Source organism: Psychrobacter sp. SHUES1 (assembly GCF_001652315.1).
Taxonomy (GTDB): domain Bacteria; phylum Pseudomonadota; class Gammaproteobacteria; order Pseudomonadales; family Moraxellaceae; genus Psychrobacter; species Psychrobacter faecalis.
The window spans coordinates 23,775-42,197 of record NZ_LXWA01000036.1 but is presented as its reverse complement, the minus strand read 5'-3'; the positions used below and the strand labels follow the sequence as shown (position 1 = coordinate 42,197).

General features: G+C 43.0%; 14 protein-coding genes. 5 read left to right on the top strand and 9 right to left on the bottom strand.

Features of this window, described 5'->3' with window-relative positions:
- Together A7325_RS13395 and ggt are read right to left on the bottom strand one after the other, a co-directional pair.
- On the bottom strand, positions 1-416 hold a 416-nt coding region (locus tag A7325_RS13395), incomplete at its 3' end, for an IS1 family transposase (RefSeq protein WP_156508497.1).
- 211 nt (positions 417-627) lie between these two features.
- Positions 628-2,604: a gamma-glutamyltransferase gene (gene ggt / locus A7325_RS04210; RefSeq protein ID WP_068404933.1), complete on the bottom strand. Its 1,977-nt coding sequence runs from the start codon at positions 2,602-2,604 to the stop codon at positions 628-630.
- A gap of 482 nt (positions 2,605-3,086) precedes the next feature.
- Here ggt and A7325_RS04205 point away from each other — a divergent pair, with 482 nt between their 5' ends.
- Both A7325_RS04205 and A7325_RS04200 read left to right on the top strand, forming a co-directional pair.
- Complete coding sequence (locus A7325_RS04205) at positions 3,087-5,171, top strand: hypothetical protein (protein ID WP_068404932.1); 2,085 nt, start codon at positions 3,087-3,089, stop codon at positions 5,169-5,171.
- Positions 5,172-5,291: 120 nt separating this feature from the next.
- The gene (locus A7325_RS04200) at positions 5,292-7,100 is read left to right on the top strand and encodes a hypothetical protein (protein ID WP_068404931.1); all 1,809 of its coding nucleotides are present in this window, start codon (positions 5,292-5,294) and stop codon (positions 7,098-7,100) included.
- Between the two features lie 187 nt (positions 7,101-7,287).
- Here the strand turns inward: A7325_RS04200 and A7325_RS04195 are convergent, their stop codons facing one another.
- Positions 7,288-7,839 (bottom strand): Spy/CpxP family protein refolding chaperone, encoded by a 552-nt coding sequence (locus A7325_RS04195; protein ID WP_068404930.1) that lies wholly within the window; start codon positions 7,837-7,839, stop codon positions 7,288-7,290.
- Between the two features lie 300 nt (positions 7,840-8,139).
- Here A7325_RS04195 and A7325_RS04190 point away from each other — a divergent pair, with 300 nt between their 5' ends.
- Positions 8,140-8,841 carry a response regulator transcription factor gene (locus tag A7325_RS04190; RefSeq protein WP_068404928.1) on the top strand — a complete coding sequence of 234 codons (702 nt, stop codon included), beginning with the start codon at positions 8,140-8,142 and terminating at the stop codon, positions 8,839-8,841.
- Positions 8,842-8,855: 14 nt separating this feature from the next.
- A complete protein-coding gene (locus tag A7325_RS04185; protein WP_227514937.1) occupies positions 8,856-10,400 on the top strand; it encodes a sensor histidine kinase in 1,545 nt (514 codons plus the stop codon).
- A 49-nt stretch (positions 10,401-10,449) separates the two neighbouring features.
- Here A7325_RS04185 and A7325_RS04180 read toward each other — a convergent pair whose 3' ends face one another.
- Positions 10,450-11,313: a universal stress protein gene (locus A7325_RS04180; protein WP_068404922.1), complete on the bottom strand. Its 864-nt coding sequence runs from the start codon at positions 11,311-11,313 to the stop codon at positions 10,450-10,452.
- Positions 11,314-12,191: 878 nt separating this feature from the next.
- On the opposite strand from A7325_RS04180, the gene A7325_RS04175 reads away from it, so the two are divergent.
- Positions 12,192-13,739 carry an acetyl-CoA hydrolase/transferase family protein gene (locus A7325_RS04175; protein WP_068404920.1) on the top strand — a complete coding sequence of 516 codons (1,548 nt, stop codon included), beginning with the start codon at positions 12,192-12,194 and terminating at the stop codon, positions 13,737-13,739.
- A 185-nt stretch (positions 13,740-13,924) separates the two neighbouring features.
- On the opposite strand, the gene A7325_RS04170 is transcribed toward A7325_RS04175, so the two are convergent.
- The 5 genes from A7325_RS04170 to nirK all read right to left on the bottom strand — a co-directional run bounded on the left by A7325_RS04170 (position 13,925) and on the right by nirK (position 18,308).
- Positions 13,925-14,719: an SCO family protein gene (locus A7325_RS04170; protein WP_068404917.1), complete on the bottom strand. Its 795-nt coding sequence runs from the start codon at positions 14,717-14,719 to the stop codon at positions 13,925-13,927.
- Positions 14,720-14,739: 20 nt separating this feature from the next.
- A complete protein-coding gene (locus A7325_RS04165) occupies positions 14,740-15,312 on the bottom strand; it encodes an IS630 family transposase (RefSeq protein WP_156508496.1) in 573 nt (190 codons plus the stop codon).
- Complete coding sequence (locus A7325_RS13390) at positions 15,239-15,535, bottom strand: IS630 transposase-related protein (protein ID WP_319822954.1); 297 nt, start codon at positions 15,533-15,535, stop codon at positions 15,239-15,241. Before A7325_RS13390 ends, A7325_RS04165 begins: the two co-directional genes overlap by 74 nt.
- 202 nt (positions 15,536-15,737) lie before the next feature.
- On the bottom strand, positions 15,738-16,640 hold the full coding sequence (locus A7325_RS04160) for a formylglycine-generating enzyme family protein (protein ID WP_226928777.1): 903 nt from the start codon (positions 16,638-16,640) through the stop codon (positions 15,738-15,740).
- A gap of 141 nt (positions 16,641-16,781) precedes the next feature.
- Positions 16,782-18,308, bottom strand: coding sequence for a copper-containing nitrite reductase (nirK, locus tag A7325_RS04155; protein WP_068404915.1), 1,527 nt, complete (start codon positions 18,306-18,308; stop codon positions 16,782-16,784).
- Positions 18,309-18,423: the final 115 nt, after the last annotated feature.

The window sequence follows — 18,423 nt, the reverse complement described above, 5'->3', positions numbered from 1 at the left end:
GATCCCCAGACATAAGCGACAATCTCATTAGTAGCACGGTCATAAGCATAAATAAGCCAAACTTTACGCTTCTTGCGATATACGTAAGTCCAGAACTCATCAACCTCTAAGCGTTCATAGTAGCGCTTCTTAGGTACAATCTTGTAAATGGATGAGTCTATGGTGCTAAGCACTTTTCCAATACTAACCTTGGCTATAACGGCTATGTCTCTAACACCACAACCTCGGACAGTCATCAGTCGTATGAGATCTTCTATTCTAGAGTGACAGCCGTTATAGGTTACCGCATGATCGCCAATAAACTGGCGTTTGCAGTCCTTGCACTGGTAGTTCTGCTTGCCATAGCTTTTTATACCATGTATCGAAAAACTGGGACTGTGACAGTCGGGGCAATTGATCTGTATTTGTGTCTTCATAACCTCAAATATATCATCTTGCTTCGGCTGTCACCCTTCCTTTATTACCCCAGCATACTTTTTGATACACCATCAACAGTTTTAATGAGTTTAGCCAAAAATGCCCTCTATAGGGTTAAGAATAAAGAATAGAGGGCAAGATAAAGGCTAGAGAAGGGCATTATTTGCAATTGTTTTTAAAAGATTAACTTTTAAAACAAACTATCAAATTTTAATAACCCACTACCGCGGCATCGACGATACGTGGGTCAGAAGAACCATAAACGCCATTTGGGGTAATCATAATCGACTGGGTTGAACCCATCGCTGCTTGCGGGCTAACCTTATGTCCCATTGATTCTAGCTTTTTAATCGTATCAACATTTAAGGCTTTTTCGATACGAATCTCATCGGGCAGCCATTGGTCGTGGATACGCGGTGCGTGGGTCGCTTCGGCAATATTCATATCATGGTCAATGACGTTGGAGATGACTTGCGTGACGGTAGTAATAATGCGGCTACCACCCGGGCTGCCAGTAACGATATAAGGTTTGCTATCTTTGAATACCAGAGTCGGGCTCATTGAAGATAATGGGCGTTTATTGGCCTCAACTGCGTTGGCATCGCCACCGATTAAGCCATAACCATTGGGCACGCCGGGTTTCGCAGAAAAATCATCCATCTCGTTATTTAACAAAATCCCTGTACCTTCAGCGATAAGCCCTGTGCCATAAGAGAAATTCAGCGTATAAGTATTGGCTACGGCATTGCCGTCTTTATCAACGATAGAGAAGTGCGTGGTTTGGTCGCTCTCGTATGGTAGTGGGTTATTGGCTTTAATGGTTGCCGCTGGCGTGGCTTTATTGGGATTGATTAAACTGCGCAGTTTATCGGCATAAGCTTGTGAGGTTAAACCGTTGGCAGGCACGTCAATAAAGTCAGCATCTCCTAAATATTCTGCGCGATCGGCATAAGCCAATTGCATCGCCTCGCTCATTAAGTGAATGGTTTGTGCGCTGTTTTGACCGTAGTCTTTTAGTGGATAGCCTTCTAAGATATTTAAAATCTGCACGATATGAATGCCACCAGAAGACGGCGGCGGCATGGAGACAATCTCATAACCCCGATAATCACCTTTAACGGGTACGCGAGCAATCGCCTTGTAATTGGCTAAGTCTTGCAAGCTCATATTGCCACCAGCTTCATTGACGGCTTTGACCAATTTACGCGCGGTTTCGCCTTTATAAAATCCATCAGCACCTTTTGCCGCAATCAGTTTCAGAGATTTTGCCAGCTCCGGTTGACGTAGTAGCTCACCGGGTTGATAGGCACTGCCATCTGGTTTAAAAAATATCTTTTTGGTACTTTGCCATTTTTGTAGACGGTCACTTAACGCTTCTAGCGATTCGGACAACCCAGCGGTGACTTCAATACCGTTTTCTGCCAGTGCAATCGCTGGTGCCATAACTTGCCCACGGCTCATGGTGCCGTGATTGTCTAGCGCTTTAAGCAAGCCTGCTACGGTGCCCGGCACGCCAACCGCTAAACCATGATAGCGGGATAAATCACTGACCGCATTGCCGTCTTTATCGAGATACATATCACGCGAGGCGCTACTCGGCGCTTTTTCGCGATAGTCGAGTGCAACCGTTTTGCCTTGCTTGGCATCATAGACCATCATAAAACCGCCACCCCCGATATTGCCCGCACGCGGTAAGGTCACGGCTAAGGCAAAGCCAACGGCGACAGCGGCATCAACAGCATTACCGCCATCTTTTAAAATCTTTAAGCCGATATCAGAGGCGAGGGCTTCTTGAGTGGCGACCATGCCGTTTTTTGCCCAAACAGGGTGATGAATGGCGTCAGCTGAGTAGATAGCTTGATCGGTTTTGGCTGTCTTGCCACTAACGACGGCTGTGCCTGTGGCGGTAGTGGGCGCTAGGGCTGAGGATTTCGATTTTGTAACGCGCTGAGTTTCGGACAATACAGTCGGATTATCAGCCATAATCGCTAAATTAATCGCACTGGTGTTAATCGAGGTTGGATTAATAGTGGTTTTTGCGGTCGTAGGTTTGGTTTCTGCGGCATAAGCAGAGACAGCAATTAATAGAGTGCTGCTTATCAATAAGATAGCAGTTTTGATTTTTGTTTTATAACGAGAAGTATCACCGTGAACGTTTTGATGGATTTTTGAGAGTGATTGGCGCATCGTAAATTCCTTTTTACGTAGATAAGAAGATAAGGTCTTATTGTGCTTGCTATTCATGAAATACACAAATAGCTTCAACTAAAAATAATGCAAATATTCATCATTGTATGACAACGAAAATTTGTTATGAGCTTTACTTTAGCAAAATCTCTAGAGGTTATTATGAATAAACCAATCGTCAAATTTTAGATTGTACCAAAGGCTTAGACATTATTAATGAAAACTATAAAGCGCATATTTGCTTGTGGTAAAGACCCTTGTATACAGAAAGAGCATATTTGATGGCGATTTTTTAATTTTTGCAATAACAACAATGCATTAGCTTTTAGAGAATTGAGAGCGCTTCAATATTTATCTAAGCAGCTTATCATTTTTGCTGAAAATAATTCCTTTGCGTTACTAATCTGTAATATATTGTGTTATAAATAGCAGCCTTAATACTGCCTTCACAATTGTTTATCAGCTTGGATAAAGGGATTTTTATGTCACCGCTTAGCTCTTCTAAACGCACCTTGCCGCCTCATTTTCAAAGCTTGGTAGCTCAATCATTCACAAATTATAAAAGGTCTTCTACTAAGTTTGCTGTCTGTGTGCTTTATACGCTTACTGCTGCAAGTGCCACCGTGACGTTAATGGGTTGTCAAACGACGACAGGCTTATCATCACAGTCCAATTTATCCATGACAGGCATAGATTTTAGTATTGCTGATACTCAGCAAAACCAAACTCAGGGCAAAATGTTTAATAGCAAATTGGATAAGAGTGCTGAACGTTATCAGCGTTTATTTGACCAAACTAAAAGCCCAAACCCAGAAGTGCAAGCTAAGGCACGTCTACTGAGCGCTATTCGTCAGCATTTAGCGACGGAGCACGTGTCAGTATCGCAGGCTAATTATCATTCAACTCCCTATATTAAAGCCGATAGTATTGACGCTGGCTCAAGCAGTTTTTTTAGAACATTGCTCGAGCTGTATCTTTATAACAGTGCTACTGATGAAGATATTAATGAGTATGAAAATCTAGCAGAAGCAGATGAGGCGGCGGTCGAAGAAGACATTGACGGCTATAATGATATTGAGGATAACGATCAGGTTTATAGTGGCGATTCTGCCTTTGAAGCGGTGGCTGCCGCCGTCGCTGCGCGCACTGCCGAAGAAGAGCGTCATTACGATGAGTATGGCTATGATCAAAATGGCTATGATGAGGAAGGTTATGATCAAAACGGCTACGACGAATATGGCTATGATAGTGAAGGTTATGATGAATATGGTCACGATAAGTATGGTTACGATACAGAGGGCTATGACGAGAATGGCTACAATGAATACGGCAATCAGAGAGATGATAGTCCATACGAAAGCGACGCTGGTGGTTTGTTATCTAATTTAAGTCGCGTCAAATCAAAAGATTGGTTACGTAACTATGAAGACATGCAAGCCAGTAAAACGGCAAAGGGTATTCAAGATGAAAACGCTGTTCGTGCTTATCCGGGGTTAATGACCAATCTTATCAATATGTTTATCCGTACCCCTGAACAAGTTCAGGCAATGAATGCCTACCATTATCAATATCTGACTCTCAATAGCGTCAGTCATTATAAGCCCAAACAAAAGCAGCTACAGAGTGTCTACAGCTACGACTATGTTGCGCCGACCATCCATTCATCGATTCAACTACCGCTTGCTCTTGATTTTAACAAAGGGGCAGCGACGATCGATCCATCGGCATTGATGCCTATCTTGGCGCTAGCCAATCCTGAGCATACGCCGTTACCCGAGCAAATGACTACCCATACGGTGAATTTTGGTTTACCTGAAGCGGTTACTTCTATTGCTCAAATACCGCCAAGCGTTATTTATGATGCGGTCATTAACGCCGTACAAAACAGTATGGCGGAATTAGAGCCAGAATATTTCAGTGCTGTAGATATACGGGATGATGAGTTTGCTAAAGAGGTAGGCGCTGATAGGGCGGTTAAAGTCTATTTTGGCAGTCGTCAAAGCGGCGAGATTATAGGCAAAATATTTAAAAACATCTCACGCTCGCTGCAAAAGCATATTGACCAAAACCCACAAAACTATCCTGATGATCATGTGTTGAAAGCTGCGATTGCTAAGATGGAATTGTATAACAAAGGCTATCAAAGTGCAGATGTTGGCGGATTGCTACAGCTGATAGAAGCGGTGAGTCCTATTTCTTTTAATCATATTAATTACTATTATTTAGATGGCTCAGACCATTTATTGGCAAAACAGCAACGAACCAATATCGGCAGTGACTTTTTTGGTTCACAAAACACGGTCTTGAATCAGACGCGCTATGATAATGCCAGCTTTAATAAACACCCATTAGCGACATTGTTGGCACAGTCTTTTGGCGCAGAGGCACCGGTCGCTATCGATGGCAATGCTTGGCTTGCAGCACAGCGTCAGCAAAAAGAGAGGTTAGAGAAAGCACGTTATGCGCGTTATGATTATGTGGAAGCAACTGAGGCAGGAGTAACTGAGGAAAGTGTGGATTATGCTGATGATGATGCCACAGACACAGCAGAAGACACCTTGTTTTAAGCCCCTCGTTTGATGATAGGCGCTGATACGCTGATATATTTTCAGTATCCATCATCGTCGTCCAACGCTTAGCAACATATAACGGTTAGCAAAATATAACGCCTTTCAAGGATAGAGAAAATGAAAAAATTAAATGTGGCCTTATCCATTAATACAGCAAAGCAGATAAATCCCTTGTGCTCTAAATCAATGATGACGATAAGCTCTTTATTTTCTAGTGCATTGGTTTCTAGTACATTAGTTGCCAGTACATTATTGATAACGGCTTGCCAGTCTACCAATGTATCTAACAATCTTGGTCAATCAAAAAATTTACAGGCAGATAATGCGCCAAGCGTTGCAAAAAACGCATTGGCCAGCGCATTACAACAGCAGCGCCGCCAGTCTTTTGCTTATCATAGTAATATTGAGATTAGTAATGAGCATCAATTTACAGCTATCGATAGCACAAAACTGGTGGCATCAGACGATGTTGATAGCTATTGCGAAGATAATCACGATCAAGCTTATGCAGCCTTATTAACAAAGGCAGAAGCACAGAAAAAAGAGGTTGCGTCGATTGATTACGCGCCCCAGCGTGAGGCACTTAAGCAATCGTACCTAGCCTGCTCAGCAGCCTATGAAGCATGGGCTGAGGTCCACTATGATAGTACGGCTTATAGCGTTGAGGAAGCAGCGGAGGACGTGGTAGACGCGGCGGCCGAGGTCGCGGTGTCAGCATCATCTACTATAGATTCTGCTAGCGCCGCTACCATCTCACCTTATTACCAAAAGCTATTTAATGAATATGACAGCAAAAAATCTACACTAGATATCAAAAAATCGCAATTACTGGATGCTTATCTGCTAAAGCCATTATCTATGAATGCGCAGGGTGTTTATCAGCCGCTGGCAGGCAAGTTTACCATGCTGGGTAGTGCGCAGTATTCGGCGCGTAACCATCATAGTAGTATCAATCAACCTATTTATATCGATTTTAAAACTGGTAGCCTCTATCTGTGGGCGGACAATTTTGCTTTGCTGACATCAAAGCTGGCCGATGATAAGTTGGGCACCAAATGGCAAAATAAATGGCTAAAAATAGCCCTTGATGATGGTACGTTACCGAAAGATTTTGGTCGTGCCGTAATAAAAAGCCACATTCAAGCAGAAGACAGCATCTATGCCAAAGCTGATGTGAGCCAGTTTGATTTTATTGCCCCAAATATTTTGACGTCGCTATCACCCAAATTACCTGAAAAGCAGCTAGCACTCATGCTCAATAGTGCCAAAATCATTCGCCGTGTCCAAAGTAGGGCGAGCGATGAACAGGCATATAAAGACTATATGGGCACCTTCTATAAACTCATCACTCAGCAATATCCTGAGCTGATAACCCAAAATGTTTCTGATACGCAAGATGACCTTTATCCTACGGACAGTAAAATCACCAGTAAATCGATGGTCAAACAAGTTTTAGTAAAAATGAAAGATTTTGCTGATGATAAAATGCTGAGAACACAAGAAACAGGTTTACTCGAAACACACTCACCAACTTTATCTGCAGCTGCAAATCTGCCTGTGCAAAAATTATACGGTTTTAGTAAAGGCGGTCAATTGCAGTGGCAGCACAGTCGCCATTACCTATCAACCGATGCCAGTGATGAAACAAGTGGTGAGTCAAATGGTGAGTTGAGTATGGAAACCACAAAAAAGAGCAGTCTCATTGTCGATGCCCTTACGCAATATATGCCTATCCGTGCTCAAGATAAGGCGTTTCCCAACTTACCGAGTAACAGTCAGATACCAACCTCCAATAACAGCATTCATTTAAAAGAATATAGCGCTGAGCTTGGCGAGTATTATCGTCAAGGTAATGGTACCGCAATGGGCAAAATGCTCTTTAACATGCTACCAATGTATCAACAGCGTTTTGGTTCGGTAGAATAAGTGTCGGGCGCTAAATTTTAGGTTTATAGTCCATTTAAATGAGTGAAGTACTTATAGAAACAATAAAAAAAGAAACAATAAAAAAACGCACCGGTTAACCGATGCGTTTTTTAGAATATATCTTTTAAATATAATATTTTTCATTAAGAGTGGCCGTCAATGACACATCTTACTGCCAGTACTGACCTTACTGCTGGTGTTTGCTGTGCATCTGACGGTTTTTTGAACCATGATGACCTTTTGCTTTTCTTTCTAATTTTAATTGTGCCAGTTTTTGACGCTGTTCAGGCGTTAGCACTTGTGCGATAGCATGCTCAGTTTGCACGCGTTCAATAAAGCGCTGCTTGGTTTTTGCCGCTTGTTGATCGGCTAGGCGGTTCACCGCTGCGGTATCTAGGGTTTTGGCATTGGTCAACGTTTGCATTTGTTGCTGCATTTGCGCGCGTTCTGCTTGATATTTGCTACGATCTTTTTTGTTACCACTGTATTTTTCTTGCATAATGGCTTTGATTTGCGCCTGCTGCGTCGCTGTCAAATCTAGCTGCGCCATAGTGCCTTTCATGCCACCCTTATGTATACCACCTTTACGCATGCCGTCTTTCATGCCAGCTTTATGCTGCTTTTGCATGTTAGTCGTTGTTGCTGGCGTCGTATCGGTGGTGGCGTTGACACTGGTACAGCCCGTAACCGTTAAGACGCTAGATATCGCGAGTACTGAGCCTATCAATAATTTTTTCATTATCATTACCTTAAATTATGGAGCAAACGTTAATTATTACGAAAAGAGGTTTTTTATCTGAGAAGTAATGATTATCAAGTGTCTCGGATAGCCACTATGAATCATTAATTGCCATCAGTATTTGTTGCTGATAGCCGCTATCATACGACAGCTAGAAGTTGCGAACATTTATGAAATATTAAGAAAGGTAACGTTTGTGGCACATTGATGGGTGCTTGCCTGATAATATCAGCCATACTATGGCATGCTTAGAATCATTTGACTGAGCGGCGAGAAGGTAGATAAGAGTGGAGGATAACGATGGCAAACATTTTATTGGGTGACGATGATGAAGAGTTGACCCAACTGCTGCAAGAGTATTTGCATAATCATGGCATCCAAAGTGACTGTGTTCATGATGGCGAGGCGGTCATCGAACGCTTAAAATCAGCCATGCATGATAGTGCGCCTTATGATTTATTGGTCCTCGATATTATGATGCCAAAGATAGATGGGCTCAGTGTCCTGCGTCAGCTACCAGCGATTAGCGATATTCCCGTTATTATGTTGACGGCAAAAGGTGAGGAGATTGATCGCATTATTGGGCTGGAGCTTGGCGCAGATGACTATATTACTAAGCCTTGTAACCCACGTGAGCTGCTGGCACGTATTAATGCGGTGATTAAACGTAGCCGTATTACCGCATCGGGTGCAGCCACCTCAGAACATACCCCTTTGCCAGAGAGTCGCCTGCATTTGGACCAAAATCAGCGTATCTGTCAAATAGAAGGCGTTGAGCTACAAGTCACTGGTACAGAGTTTGATATATTGTTGGCGCTACTTAAACAAAAAGGCGAGGTGGTCAGTAAAGCGTGGCTGTCACAACATGTCTTACAGCGTGAACTGCAGCCGTTTGATCGCAGCCTTGATGTGCATGTGTCGCGCCTGCGTAAAAAACTTCAGCCTTTTCACGATGAGTCTATCAAGGCGATTCGTGGTAAAGGCTATCAGTTAGTACTGTAATGACGGACGCATCGATGCCTACTTCTACATTTAAGCCGCGAATTACGCTATTTTGGCGGCTATTTCTCAGCCTGTTATTGACTGTGCTTATCACCTCTATCATCTCTGTTATGGTAGAACGTTGGCTCAATGGTAAAGAGTTAAGCGCTCGGATGGATGTGCAAATTGACAGTCTTTTACTCAAGCGGCAAGAAGTGGTTGCGGCGCTACAAGCTGGTGATTTATTGACCGTCAGGCAGCTGTACCGGAAAGACCGCCGGCTGATGAGTCAAATCAGGATTTATGATGAGCAGGGCGCTATTATTTTTCCGCGTTATCGTTATAGAGAAGAGCGTCGAACAAACGGTCAGGAAGTGGAGCGTGACTTACCATCGCATGCCATGTCTGACAATCGTAGAGCGCATAATGATAAAAATGACAGCGCCTACGAAAAGCCTTCTTTTATTAATGAAATTCTGCATCCAGCGATGCCGAATAGAGAAGTAATTTTTGACCCTAATAATCGCCCAGAACTGGCAGATTTAACCGTAGATTTGCCAGACGGGCAAACGGCCATCATACAATTGCGCCCACATTTGCGTTTTACTGATGTCTTGGCGCTGCAACGCGGTAATTTTACCGTGCGTTTACTGCTGATTATCCTCTTTAGTACTTTGGTCTGCTTTTGGCTCAGTCGGACGCTGACTCGGCGCATCGGTCAGGTGCAACATACTGTGCACCGTATGATTGAGGGCGATTATCAAGCCAATCCGCAGTTATCAACATTAGGCTCTGATGAGCTAGGACTATTGGCAAAAGATGTGGCCCAATTATCAACCCGATTGGCGGAGAGTGAGCTTGCGCGCAAGCAGATGTTAAGTGATATCTCGCATGAGCTGCGTTCGCCACTGGCGCGCCTTGATGTGGCTACTGAGCTGACGCGTGACTTTGCGCCCGATGCCAGCCGTTACCTTGACCGTATCGATAAGGAATCGGCACGTATGAATGAGCTGATTGAGCAAATCATTCATATTCAATCCCTGCAAATGCAGCAATATACCATCGATAATCTAGAAAATGATGCCGTAGATATAGTTGAAATCATCACCGAGATTGGTAAAGACGTCTGTTTTGAGTTTCAGCATAAAAACGTACTCTGGCAATGGACGCCGCCCGATGTTTTATTATCGTCATCATCTGACGCGTCTTTGACTGTGCTTGGCAATCAAGAACAGTTGCATAGCGCCCTTGAAAACATCATTCGTAATGCTTTTATGCACACTCCTGCAGGCTCAACTGTCACGGCTGAAGTCACAAAAACACCGTTAGATAATAAAAGAGATGCTATTCAAATTAGCATCACAGATGAGGGTGGCGGGGTAGCAGAAAAAGACTTAGAGCGTATTTTTCAACCCTTTGTACGGCTTGATAGTGCGCGCCATCGCGAAACGGGCGGCTACGGATTGGGATTAGCAATCGTCCACGCGGTTATCGTCGCTCATAAAGGCCAAATTAATATTTGTAACCGTAAAGATGATATTCAAGGCTTAATAGTACAAATCGTACTGCCTATTCAATAAAAATAACCAATATTTGCTATCCGTTTAAAAATCATTGAATTAAGAAAATTTAGCGTACCAAGATAACAGGCGATAAGGTGCTGGCAATGATTTCTGTCGTGGTACTGCCCAGAAATAAATGCTGAAGCTTAGAGCGCCCATAAGCGCCAATGACGATGATATCGATGTTATTTTCAAATTGAAAGCTGAGTAAGCCCTCAACCGCATCAAGTTCTAAGAGCTGATGGGTATCGACACTAAAACCAGCTGCCTGTAAGTGTGCAGCCGCGTTATCAAGGCTTTTTTTAGAGGCTTCGTTATGATGACCGACCATAACGATATGACCTTGTAAGCCTTTTAACAGGTTGCTCTTTGCAAGCATGTGTATGGCATTTATCGCCGTTTTACTGCCATCAAATGCCACCATATATGACTGCGGCTCTTTAAATTTCTCTGAACAAATCAACACCGGTATGTTCGAGGCGCGGGCAACCGTTTCGATTTGGCTGCCGATATTGATACGGCTGTTTTTATGGTCCTCACCGCGCCGTCCCATGACGATAGCGCGATTCTTTTCTTGAAAATGCTCAATCGCTGGCAGCAGTTTACCGCGGCGTTGATAAATGCAAACCTTCATGTCTTGAAAGCCATTTTGAATATGGCTTTTTGCATCTTGTACCAAGGAATTGCTGTAATTGTTGACCACCTGCGCCCTTTGCTCATCGAGTTCCGATAACTCATCGAGCAAAAACTGGCGACTATTAATGCCAATGGCGCCAGACAGATCGCGTCTGACCGAAGCTGCTACGTCGCTCACGTGCAATAAAGCTACTGAGATGTCCAGTTTACTTGCGTACCACGCGGCATAATCACAGACTGAGCCAGTCACCGCTGAACCATCAATACAAGCCAAAACGTGCTCTTCCGTTATCATAATCTGTCCTTAGTTTTGCATTTATCTTTTGATAAACCGACTTTTTCATCACATTAAAAATGACCTAGTAGGGGTCATCATCTTACCTCAAATATAGTCATGGCAAGATTAAAGCGCTAGGTTTTAAATGCCTTTTTATAAATATAATTTTCTTTAATTATAGAACAATATTTCACTAAAAAAATATTGGTTCTACTATAAATATAATTAAATATCAGGTTATATGACTGATATAAAATAGGCCTTTATTTAAAAACACGGTCACTTTTTAGAGAGTGTTAAATAAGCACACAAATTAAAAACCAACTCTTAATCCCTAAAGATTGATAGTTAATAGTTATACGATTATTAAAGTAAGAAAAATAATATTTATGTTTATTATTATCATTTTATTTAAAATAAGTGCTATCTTTTAGATGTTTGTATTTGCTAACTCATTAAAAGTCAAAGATATAATTCTCTTTAACACCAAGCGCTTATCTAGGTTTCTCCATAAATTTGGCAGTTAAGCACCCTCTATCCCTATTAGACTTCCATCAAGACTAAAATTAATCTTAGAGTATTTTTAAAATTTAGTTAATAGTATTTTTAATTACTGTATAGTTATTTGAGTTTTTTTAACTTTACATAGATAAAAAGCTTCAAGTTATTGCTTTAAAAATAATCAAAAAACAAATCTTATCTCTTGTAATTTTATGAACTATTATTGATTAATTAAAGTAGTTTTTGAGGACGTAAATTAAAATTTAAGACAAGCAACTTGTCTTTTATACCAAAGTTGTTAATATACTCCATTGTATTTTATTGCTGTTTCGGTATCAAACGTCTCATTATTTTGAGGGTTTGGTGTTAATAGGGAAGTTACTAGGAAAAAAGGTATGAGTGCAATTAGCCACGAAGAGCGCGTTCGTCACGAAGGTTTGCGTGAAAAAATCATGTCAGCAGAGCAAGCAGCAACATTTATCTTGCATGATATGAATGTTGGAATGAGTGGTTTCACAGGGGCAGGTTATCCAAAAGCCATCCCAGCTGCGTTGGCAGAGCGTATAAAAGCGGCGCAAGCTCGCGGCGAAGAATTCAAAATCGGCTTATTAACCGGCGCATCGACCGCTGCAGAATGCGACGGCGTCTTGGCTGAAGCCAATGGTATCAAGATGCGCACGCCTTATCAGTCAGAGCCTGCGCTACGTAAGCAAATCAACGCTGGTGAAACGCATTATTTTGACATGCACTTATCACACGTCGCTCAGCAAAGCACCTTTGGTTTTTATGGCGACATGCACATGGCGGTGGTTGAAGTGGCCGGTATTTTGCCAGATGGTCGCCTGATTCCATCTACCTCTATCGGTACCAATAACGCATGGTTGCACAATGCTGATCAAATTATTTTAGAAGTAAATAGCCGCCAAAGCTTATTGTTAGAAGGTATGCACGATGTTTTTGATGACATTGGTTTGCCACCGCATCGTAAACCGATTCCGATTACCACACCGGGTGAGCGTATTGGCGAGCCGTACCTAACTTGTGATTTGGATAAAGTCGTCGCCGTGGTCTTAACCGATTCACCTGACCGCAATAGTAAGTTTGCCGATCCTGATGAGTGCTCAACCAAAATTGCCGGCTACATTATCGACTTTTTCCATGAAGAAGTGAAAAAAGGCCGCATGCCAGCCAACTTATTGCCGATTCAGTCTGGGGTTGGTAACGTTGCCAATGCGGTATTGGCGGGCTTACAAGCCAGTCCGTTTGAAAACTTAACTGGCTATACCGAAGTATTGCAAGACGGTATGTTAGATTTGATTATGTCAGGCAAAATGACCCAAGCGTCGGCAACGGCGATGTCGTTAAGCCCAGAGGCGTTGGCGCGTTTTAATGCCAATATCGAAGAATTGCGCAAACGTATTATTTTGCGCCCACAAGAAATCACCAACCACCCTGAAGTATCGCGTCGTCTTGGCGTGCTCGCTATCAATGCGATGATTGAGTGTGACCTTTATGGTAATGTCAACTCAACCCACGTCATGGGTACCAATATGATGAATGGTTTGGGCGGCTCTGGCGACTTTGCGCGTAATGCCTTTACTTCAATGTTTGTCAGCCCGTCAGTTGCTAAAGGCGGCGCTATTTCATGCATCACGCCGATGGTGTCACACGTTGACCATACTGAGCATGATGTGATGATTATTGTCACTGAGCAAGGTTTGGCGGACTTGCGTGGTTTGTCACCACGTCAACGCGCGCAAAAAATCATTGATAACTGTGCGCATCCAGACTATCGCCCAATGCTACAAGATTATTATGACCGTGCTGCACAGACGGCTGGCATGCAAACGCCGCATTTGCTCGATGAATCTTTATCTTGGCATCAGCGTTATGTTGAAACTGGCGATATGCGCGTCAAAAAAGGTTTGGCTTTGGCGGTTTAGGTTTCAGTGCTTAACTAAATGCTTACTGAAAGGCTTAACGCCAAAATCAGCGCCGTAGCTGATGACGCCATTAAAAACACCGCTTGTCTATTTAGATGAGCGGTGTTTTTTTCTTTAAAATACAGATAATTTAAAACTAAGGTAAAGGTTAAAAATGTGGCTTTATAGGTATGTTTTTTAAAGGTTTAACTATGGCTGTTTAAATATTCAATCAATGGCTTAATGCCAGAGTCGGCAACCCCAACGCCTTGGGCGACCAAACGGCCGTCTTTATCTAATACAGATATCAGATTAGAGTGGTTAATATCACCATTATCGGCAAATTGATATTTGATATTTAAGGTATTGGCAAGCATACGGGTGCTGGCTTCATCGCTACGAATCAAGCGCCAGTTATCACCAAGCTCATTATGCTCAGCAAAGTTTTTCATCACTTCGACCGTATCGCGCTCAGTGTCCAATGTCGCCAGTAAAAACTCTGTTTGTGCACGCGCTTCAGGCGTCATCTCTTTATACATCTGTTTCATCGATTGCACCAAGATAGGGCAGGTATGCTGACAGCTGGTATAAGCCATCACCACCACTTGATTTTTGCCCTCAAGCTTATCAAGCTCAAAGGTATTGCCACGATGGTCTGTCCAGTCGCCGCCTGCCTGATAGATAGAATACTCTTGCCCGAGCGCTTCTGCTGGTTCTTGGGCATTCATATCGGCATGATTCATCTGTTGATGATCCATGTTCTTTATGTCGTGATGATTGTCTGTCGCGACTTTAGATTCAGAAGTAGTATCAGGTTGACTGTCTTGCGTCGCCGCCGAGTTAGGCGCGTCAGGATTGCTACAGGCGAGTAAGCCAATACAGAGTCCAGTAGTCAAAGCCAGTTTGATAGCATAAACCAGATGAGACAATGGCTGAGTTACTGTATTTTTTGGACTTGTATTTTGCAATCTTGTATTTTGCATAATTTTTATTGTTTTCATAAGACAATCCTTAAATATAGTCAGTTCAAAATAAAATTGTTATGCCCAGGGCAAACATCATAAAACAACTTGGATAAGTCATTTTCCAACCAGCCTTGGCGTAGAAACTTTACCTGAGCCCATTTTTTCTCGATAGGGTTCAGATCAGGGCTATACGGCGGTAGCCAAAGAATACGATGACCATGCCTGTTCAGTAGCTTTTGAATGCGTTTATTCTTATGAAATTTGGCATTATCCATCACAATCACGCATTTGGTTTTAAGACTTGGGATTAGGGTTTGTTTGCACCATTCGTAGAATATGCTGCTGTTAATGTTGTGCTTAAAGTAATCTAGTGCAAACAGCATCTTTTCATATAGAGCACCGATAACGTTGGTTCGCTTTTTACCTTGCCAGTTGTAACTATCGATACAGGGTTTACCAATCGGTGCATAACCATGAGAGCGAATGGTCTCGTGCTCAAAGCCGCGCGCGTATATATAAACGATGGGATAGCCTTGTTGTTTAAAGCTATTAAGCTTACTGTGGTATATCGCTCTTTTGATCGGACAGGCTTTTGGGTGTTCTAAGGTCTTTTTTTTGACTGATGCCAAGTCGCTTTAGAGCATGATAAATGCCTGTTTTACTACAGTTTAGACGACGAGCTCGCTCATACTGGTAATCATCGGGATGTTCTTTAACATCATTAAGTAGCACGTCATCTGGTATTTTATAGGGTTTGGTTTGCCTGGTTGTTTTGCTATGAACACGCCGCTTCCAGTTTTGTATAGTGGTTGGGCTGAGATTATAGAATTCAGCTGCCTCGGCAAAGGTCATACCCTCGTCTAAGCTTTTTAGTACCTGTTTGCGAAAATCTAGTGAGTAAGTCATGGTCTTTATAATAACAATTGGGTTTGATAATTAGTTTATAACACTTTTAGGTGGAATTGACTATACCATTAAATTCAATTGAGCATAAAAAGTAGGGCGCTGTGTTAAAAGGGTGCTAAGTTAAAGTAGAGCGCTATGTTAGGGCAAGTTAATTACTAGCACAGCGAAAACCTAGGCTGCTGACCGTGTATTTGGCTTCTAAGCTTGAGCGAAAACCATAGCGCATAAAGGCTGCATAATCACTTGGGTCGACCGCACCGGCTGCGCCCGAGCCGCAAAACATTTCTTGGTTTAGATTGCTGTCTGAACGTGATTCGCCAGTGACCAAGCTATTATTAAAATTCTCTGTCCATTCCCAAATCAAGCCGTGCATGTCTTTGACGCCCCAATAGTTGGCAGGGCTTTGTCCGACATCGGCAAGCTGGTCTTTGTTGCCAGCAGATTTACCATACCAATCAAGAATGCGCTGGTTGTAACCGGCCTCCACGCTGCCATTTTTATTGGTAGTAGACGCCTGTGCGACATATTCCCATTGTTCAACCGTTGGCAAGCGCTTGTTTTGCGCGCGGCAATATTGATTGGCGGCATACCATGAGACATTGACCACAGGCTTACGAAAATCCGCCTTTCTAGGCACAGAGATATCTTTGGTATTAATCCAGTGTTTTAGATAACCAGAATCGGCAAAAATGGGTGCAATGGCACGTTGGCGAAACCTTGGATTTTCTTTTATAAATTGATAAAACTGTATATTGGTGACGGGTAGCTCATCAATTTTGAATGTATCGACTGCCACTAACGGTGAGTTTTTGCTCAAATATAACGGACGATAAGTACCGGGCTCAATGGTTAGCTCTTTTGCTTGCGCTTGCGTGCTCATTAACGCAAAGTCGGTTGTGACGCTCAGAGCACTAACGACCAATAACAGGACGAGCGGGCGAGCGGTTGTATGCACAATCTTCCGAGCGTTCATTTTTAGAGTGTTATTTTTGTGAATCTCAATGCTGTGAGTGTTGCTTTTGCGAGTGTTAGTGATGTAAGTCCATAACATAACTAATCTCCTAGTAAACCAAAAAGAGGACGGTGCCAAACGCTTGTTCAATCAGATACTGTATTGAAAATGACTGTTCAATGAGAGTTTTTTCATCGAACAGTCTAATTGCAACCCTATTAACTAGCGTAGCTTTCTAGGTTATTTACGAGCAGCTTTGACCTCTTCTGGCGTCACTTCACCACCTTTATTGCCCCAACTGTTAATAATATAAGTAACGACGTTGGCGATTTTTTCATCATCTAGGGCAACAGCTGGCATGACACTGTCGTACTCCTCGCCGTTGACGGTAATTTTACCCGTTAAGCCATGCAAGATAGCATCGACGGCGCGTTTTGGGTCTTGGTTGAGGTAGTCAGACTTGGCCAATGGTGGGAAGGCTTTTGGTATACCAGCACCATTTAATTGGTGACAAGCCGCGCAGTTACTAGCGTAAATAGACTCACCCATTTTAATTCTTTCTTGCTTGTTGGCGGCGGTCACGACTGGCGCAGGCGCATTGGTTTTACCAAGACTTTGTGCTGCTGAGCCTTCAGGTAAGTAGACCTCTTCACGCACTTTTCCTGAATATATTTTCTTGTCCTCTGCACCTTTGACATCGATGATACCAAGCGCACCTTTGTTAAATGCCCGGAAAATAGAGTGGTCAACCATCACAAGCTCGCCTGGGACATCTACTTTGAACTGGGTAATCGCAGCGCCCCCTGCAGGAATAAGGGTGGTTTGAACATTATGGTTTTCAGCGCTACCGCCTTCCATATTGACCTTGTCAAATATCTCACCAATCACGTGGAATGAGGACACCAAGTTAGGACCACCGTTACCAACGAATAGACGAACCGTTTCACCGACGTTGGCTTTCAATGAGTTTTCACCGGTGAGCGCCCCAACTGAACCGTTAAATAACACGTAATCTGGCTGCTCTTTTACCGCTTTTTCCATATCAAAAGGCTGCAGTCCTTTATCGCCATAGTTGCCTTTGGTATAAAAATCGCCCTGCATGACATAAAATTCACGATCAACCTTTGGTAAACCGCCTTCTGGCTCAACCAAAATTAGGCCATACATACCGTTTGCGATGTGCATACCGACGGGCGCTACCGCACAGTGATAGACATACAAGCCTGGTTTTAAGGCTTTAAAGTTAAACTCTGAGGTATAACCAGGAGAGGTAAACGAAGAAGCAGCGCCGCCCCCTGGACCTGTCACCGCATGTAAGTCAATATTGTGCGGCATTTTTGAATCAGGGTGGTTTGATAAATGGAACTCAATTTCATCGCCTTGACGTACGCGAATAAATTGTCCTGGTACCTGACCGCCAAATGTCCAGAAGTTGTACTCAACGCCATCTGCTAGACGCATGGTTTTTTCTACGGTTTCCATTTTTACGATGACTTTTGCCGCATAGTCACGATCGATAGGTGGTGGTACTTCAGGCGCATGGGTGATAACCGCATCAATCACTGGTAGCTCGCCATTTTTGGTGTTTGACGCTTTGCTGTCTTTTGTGGTTTGAGTGGTTTCCGCGCTGGTTGCTGTGGCCTTATCAGGGGTTGATTTATCACAACCGACCATTCCTACCGTACCAAGAGCAAGAAGACAAGCTAAGGCAAGTTTAGAATAGCTGAGGGCTTGAGGCTGAGAGGTTGTAGAGTTAAAAAGACGCATAAGGCTCTCCAAAAATTGAAAATAAGTGGCTCATTTAACAAAGCTCGATTTATATCGGTTATTATCATCCTAGCGGTAATAGTTGGAAAAAGCAAAAATCACTATAGAATGATAA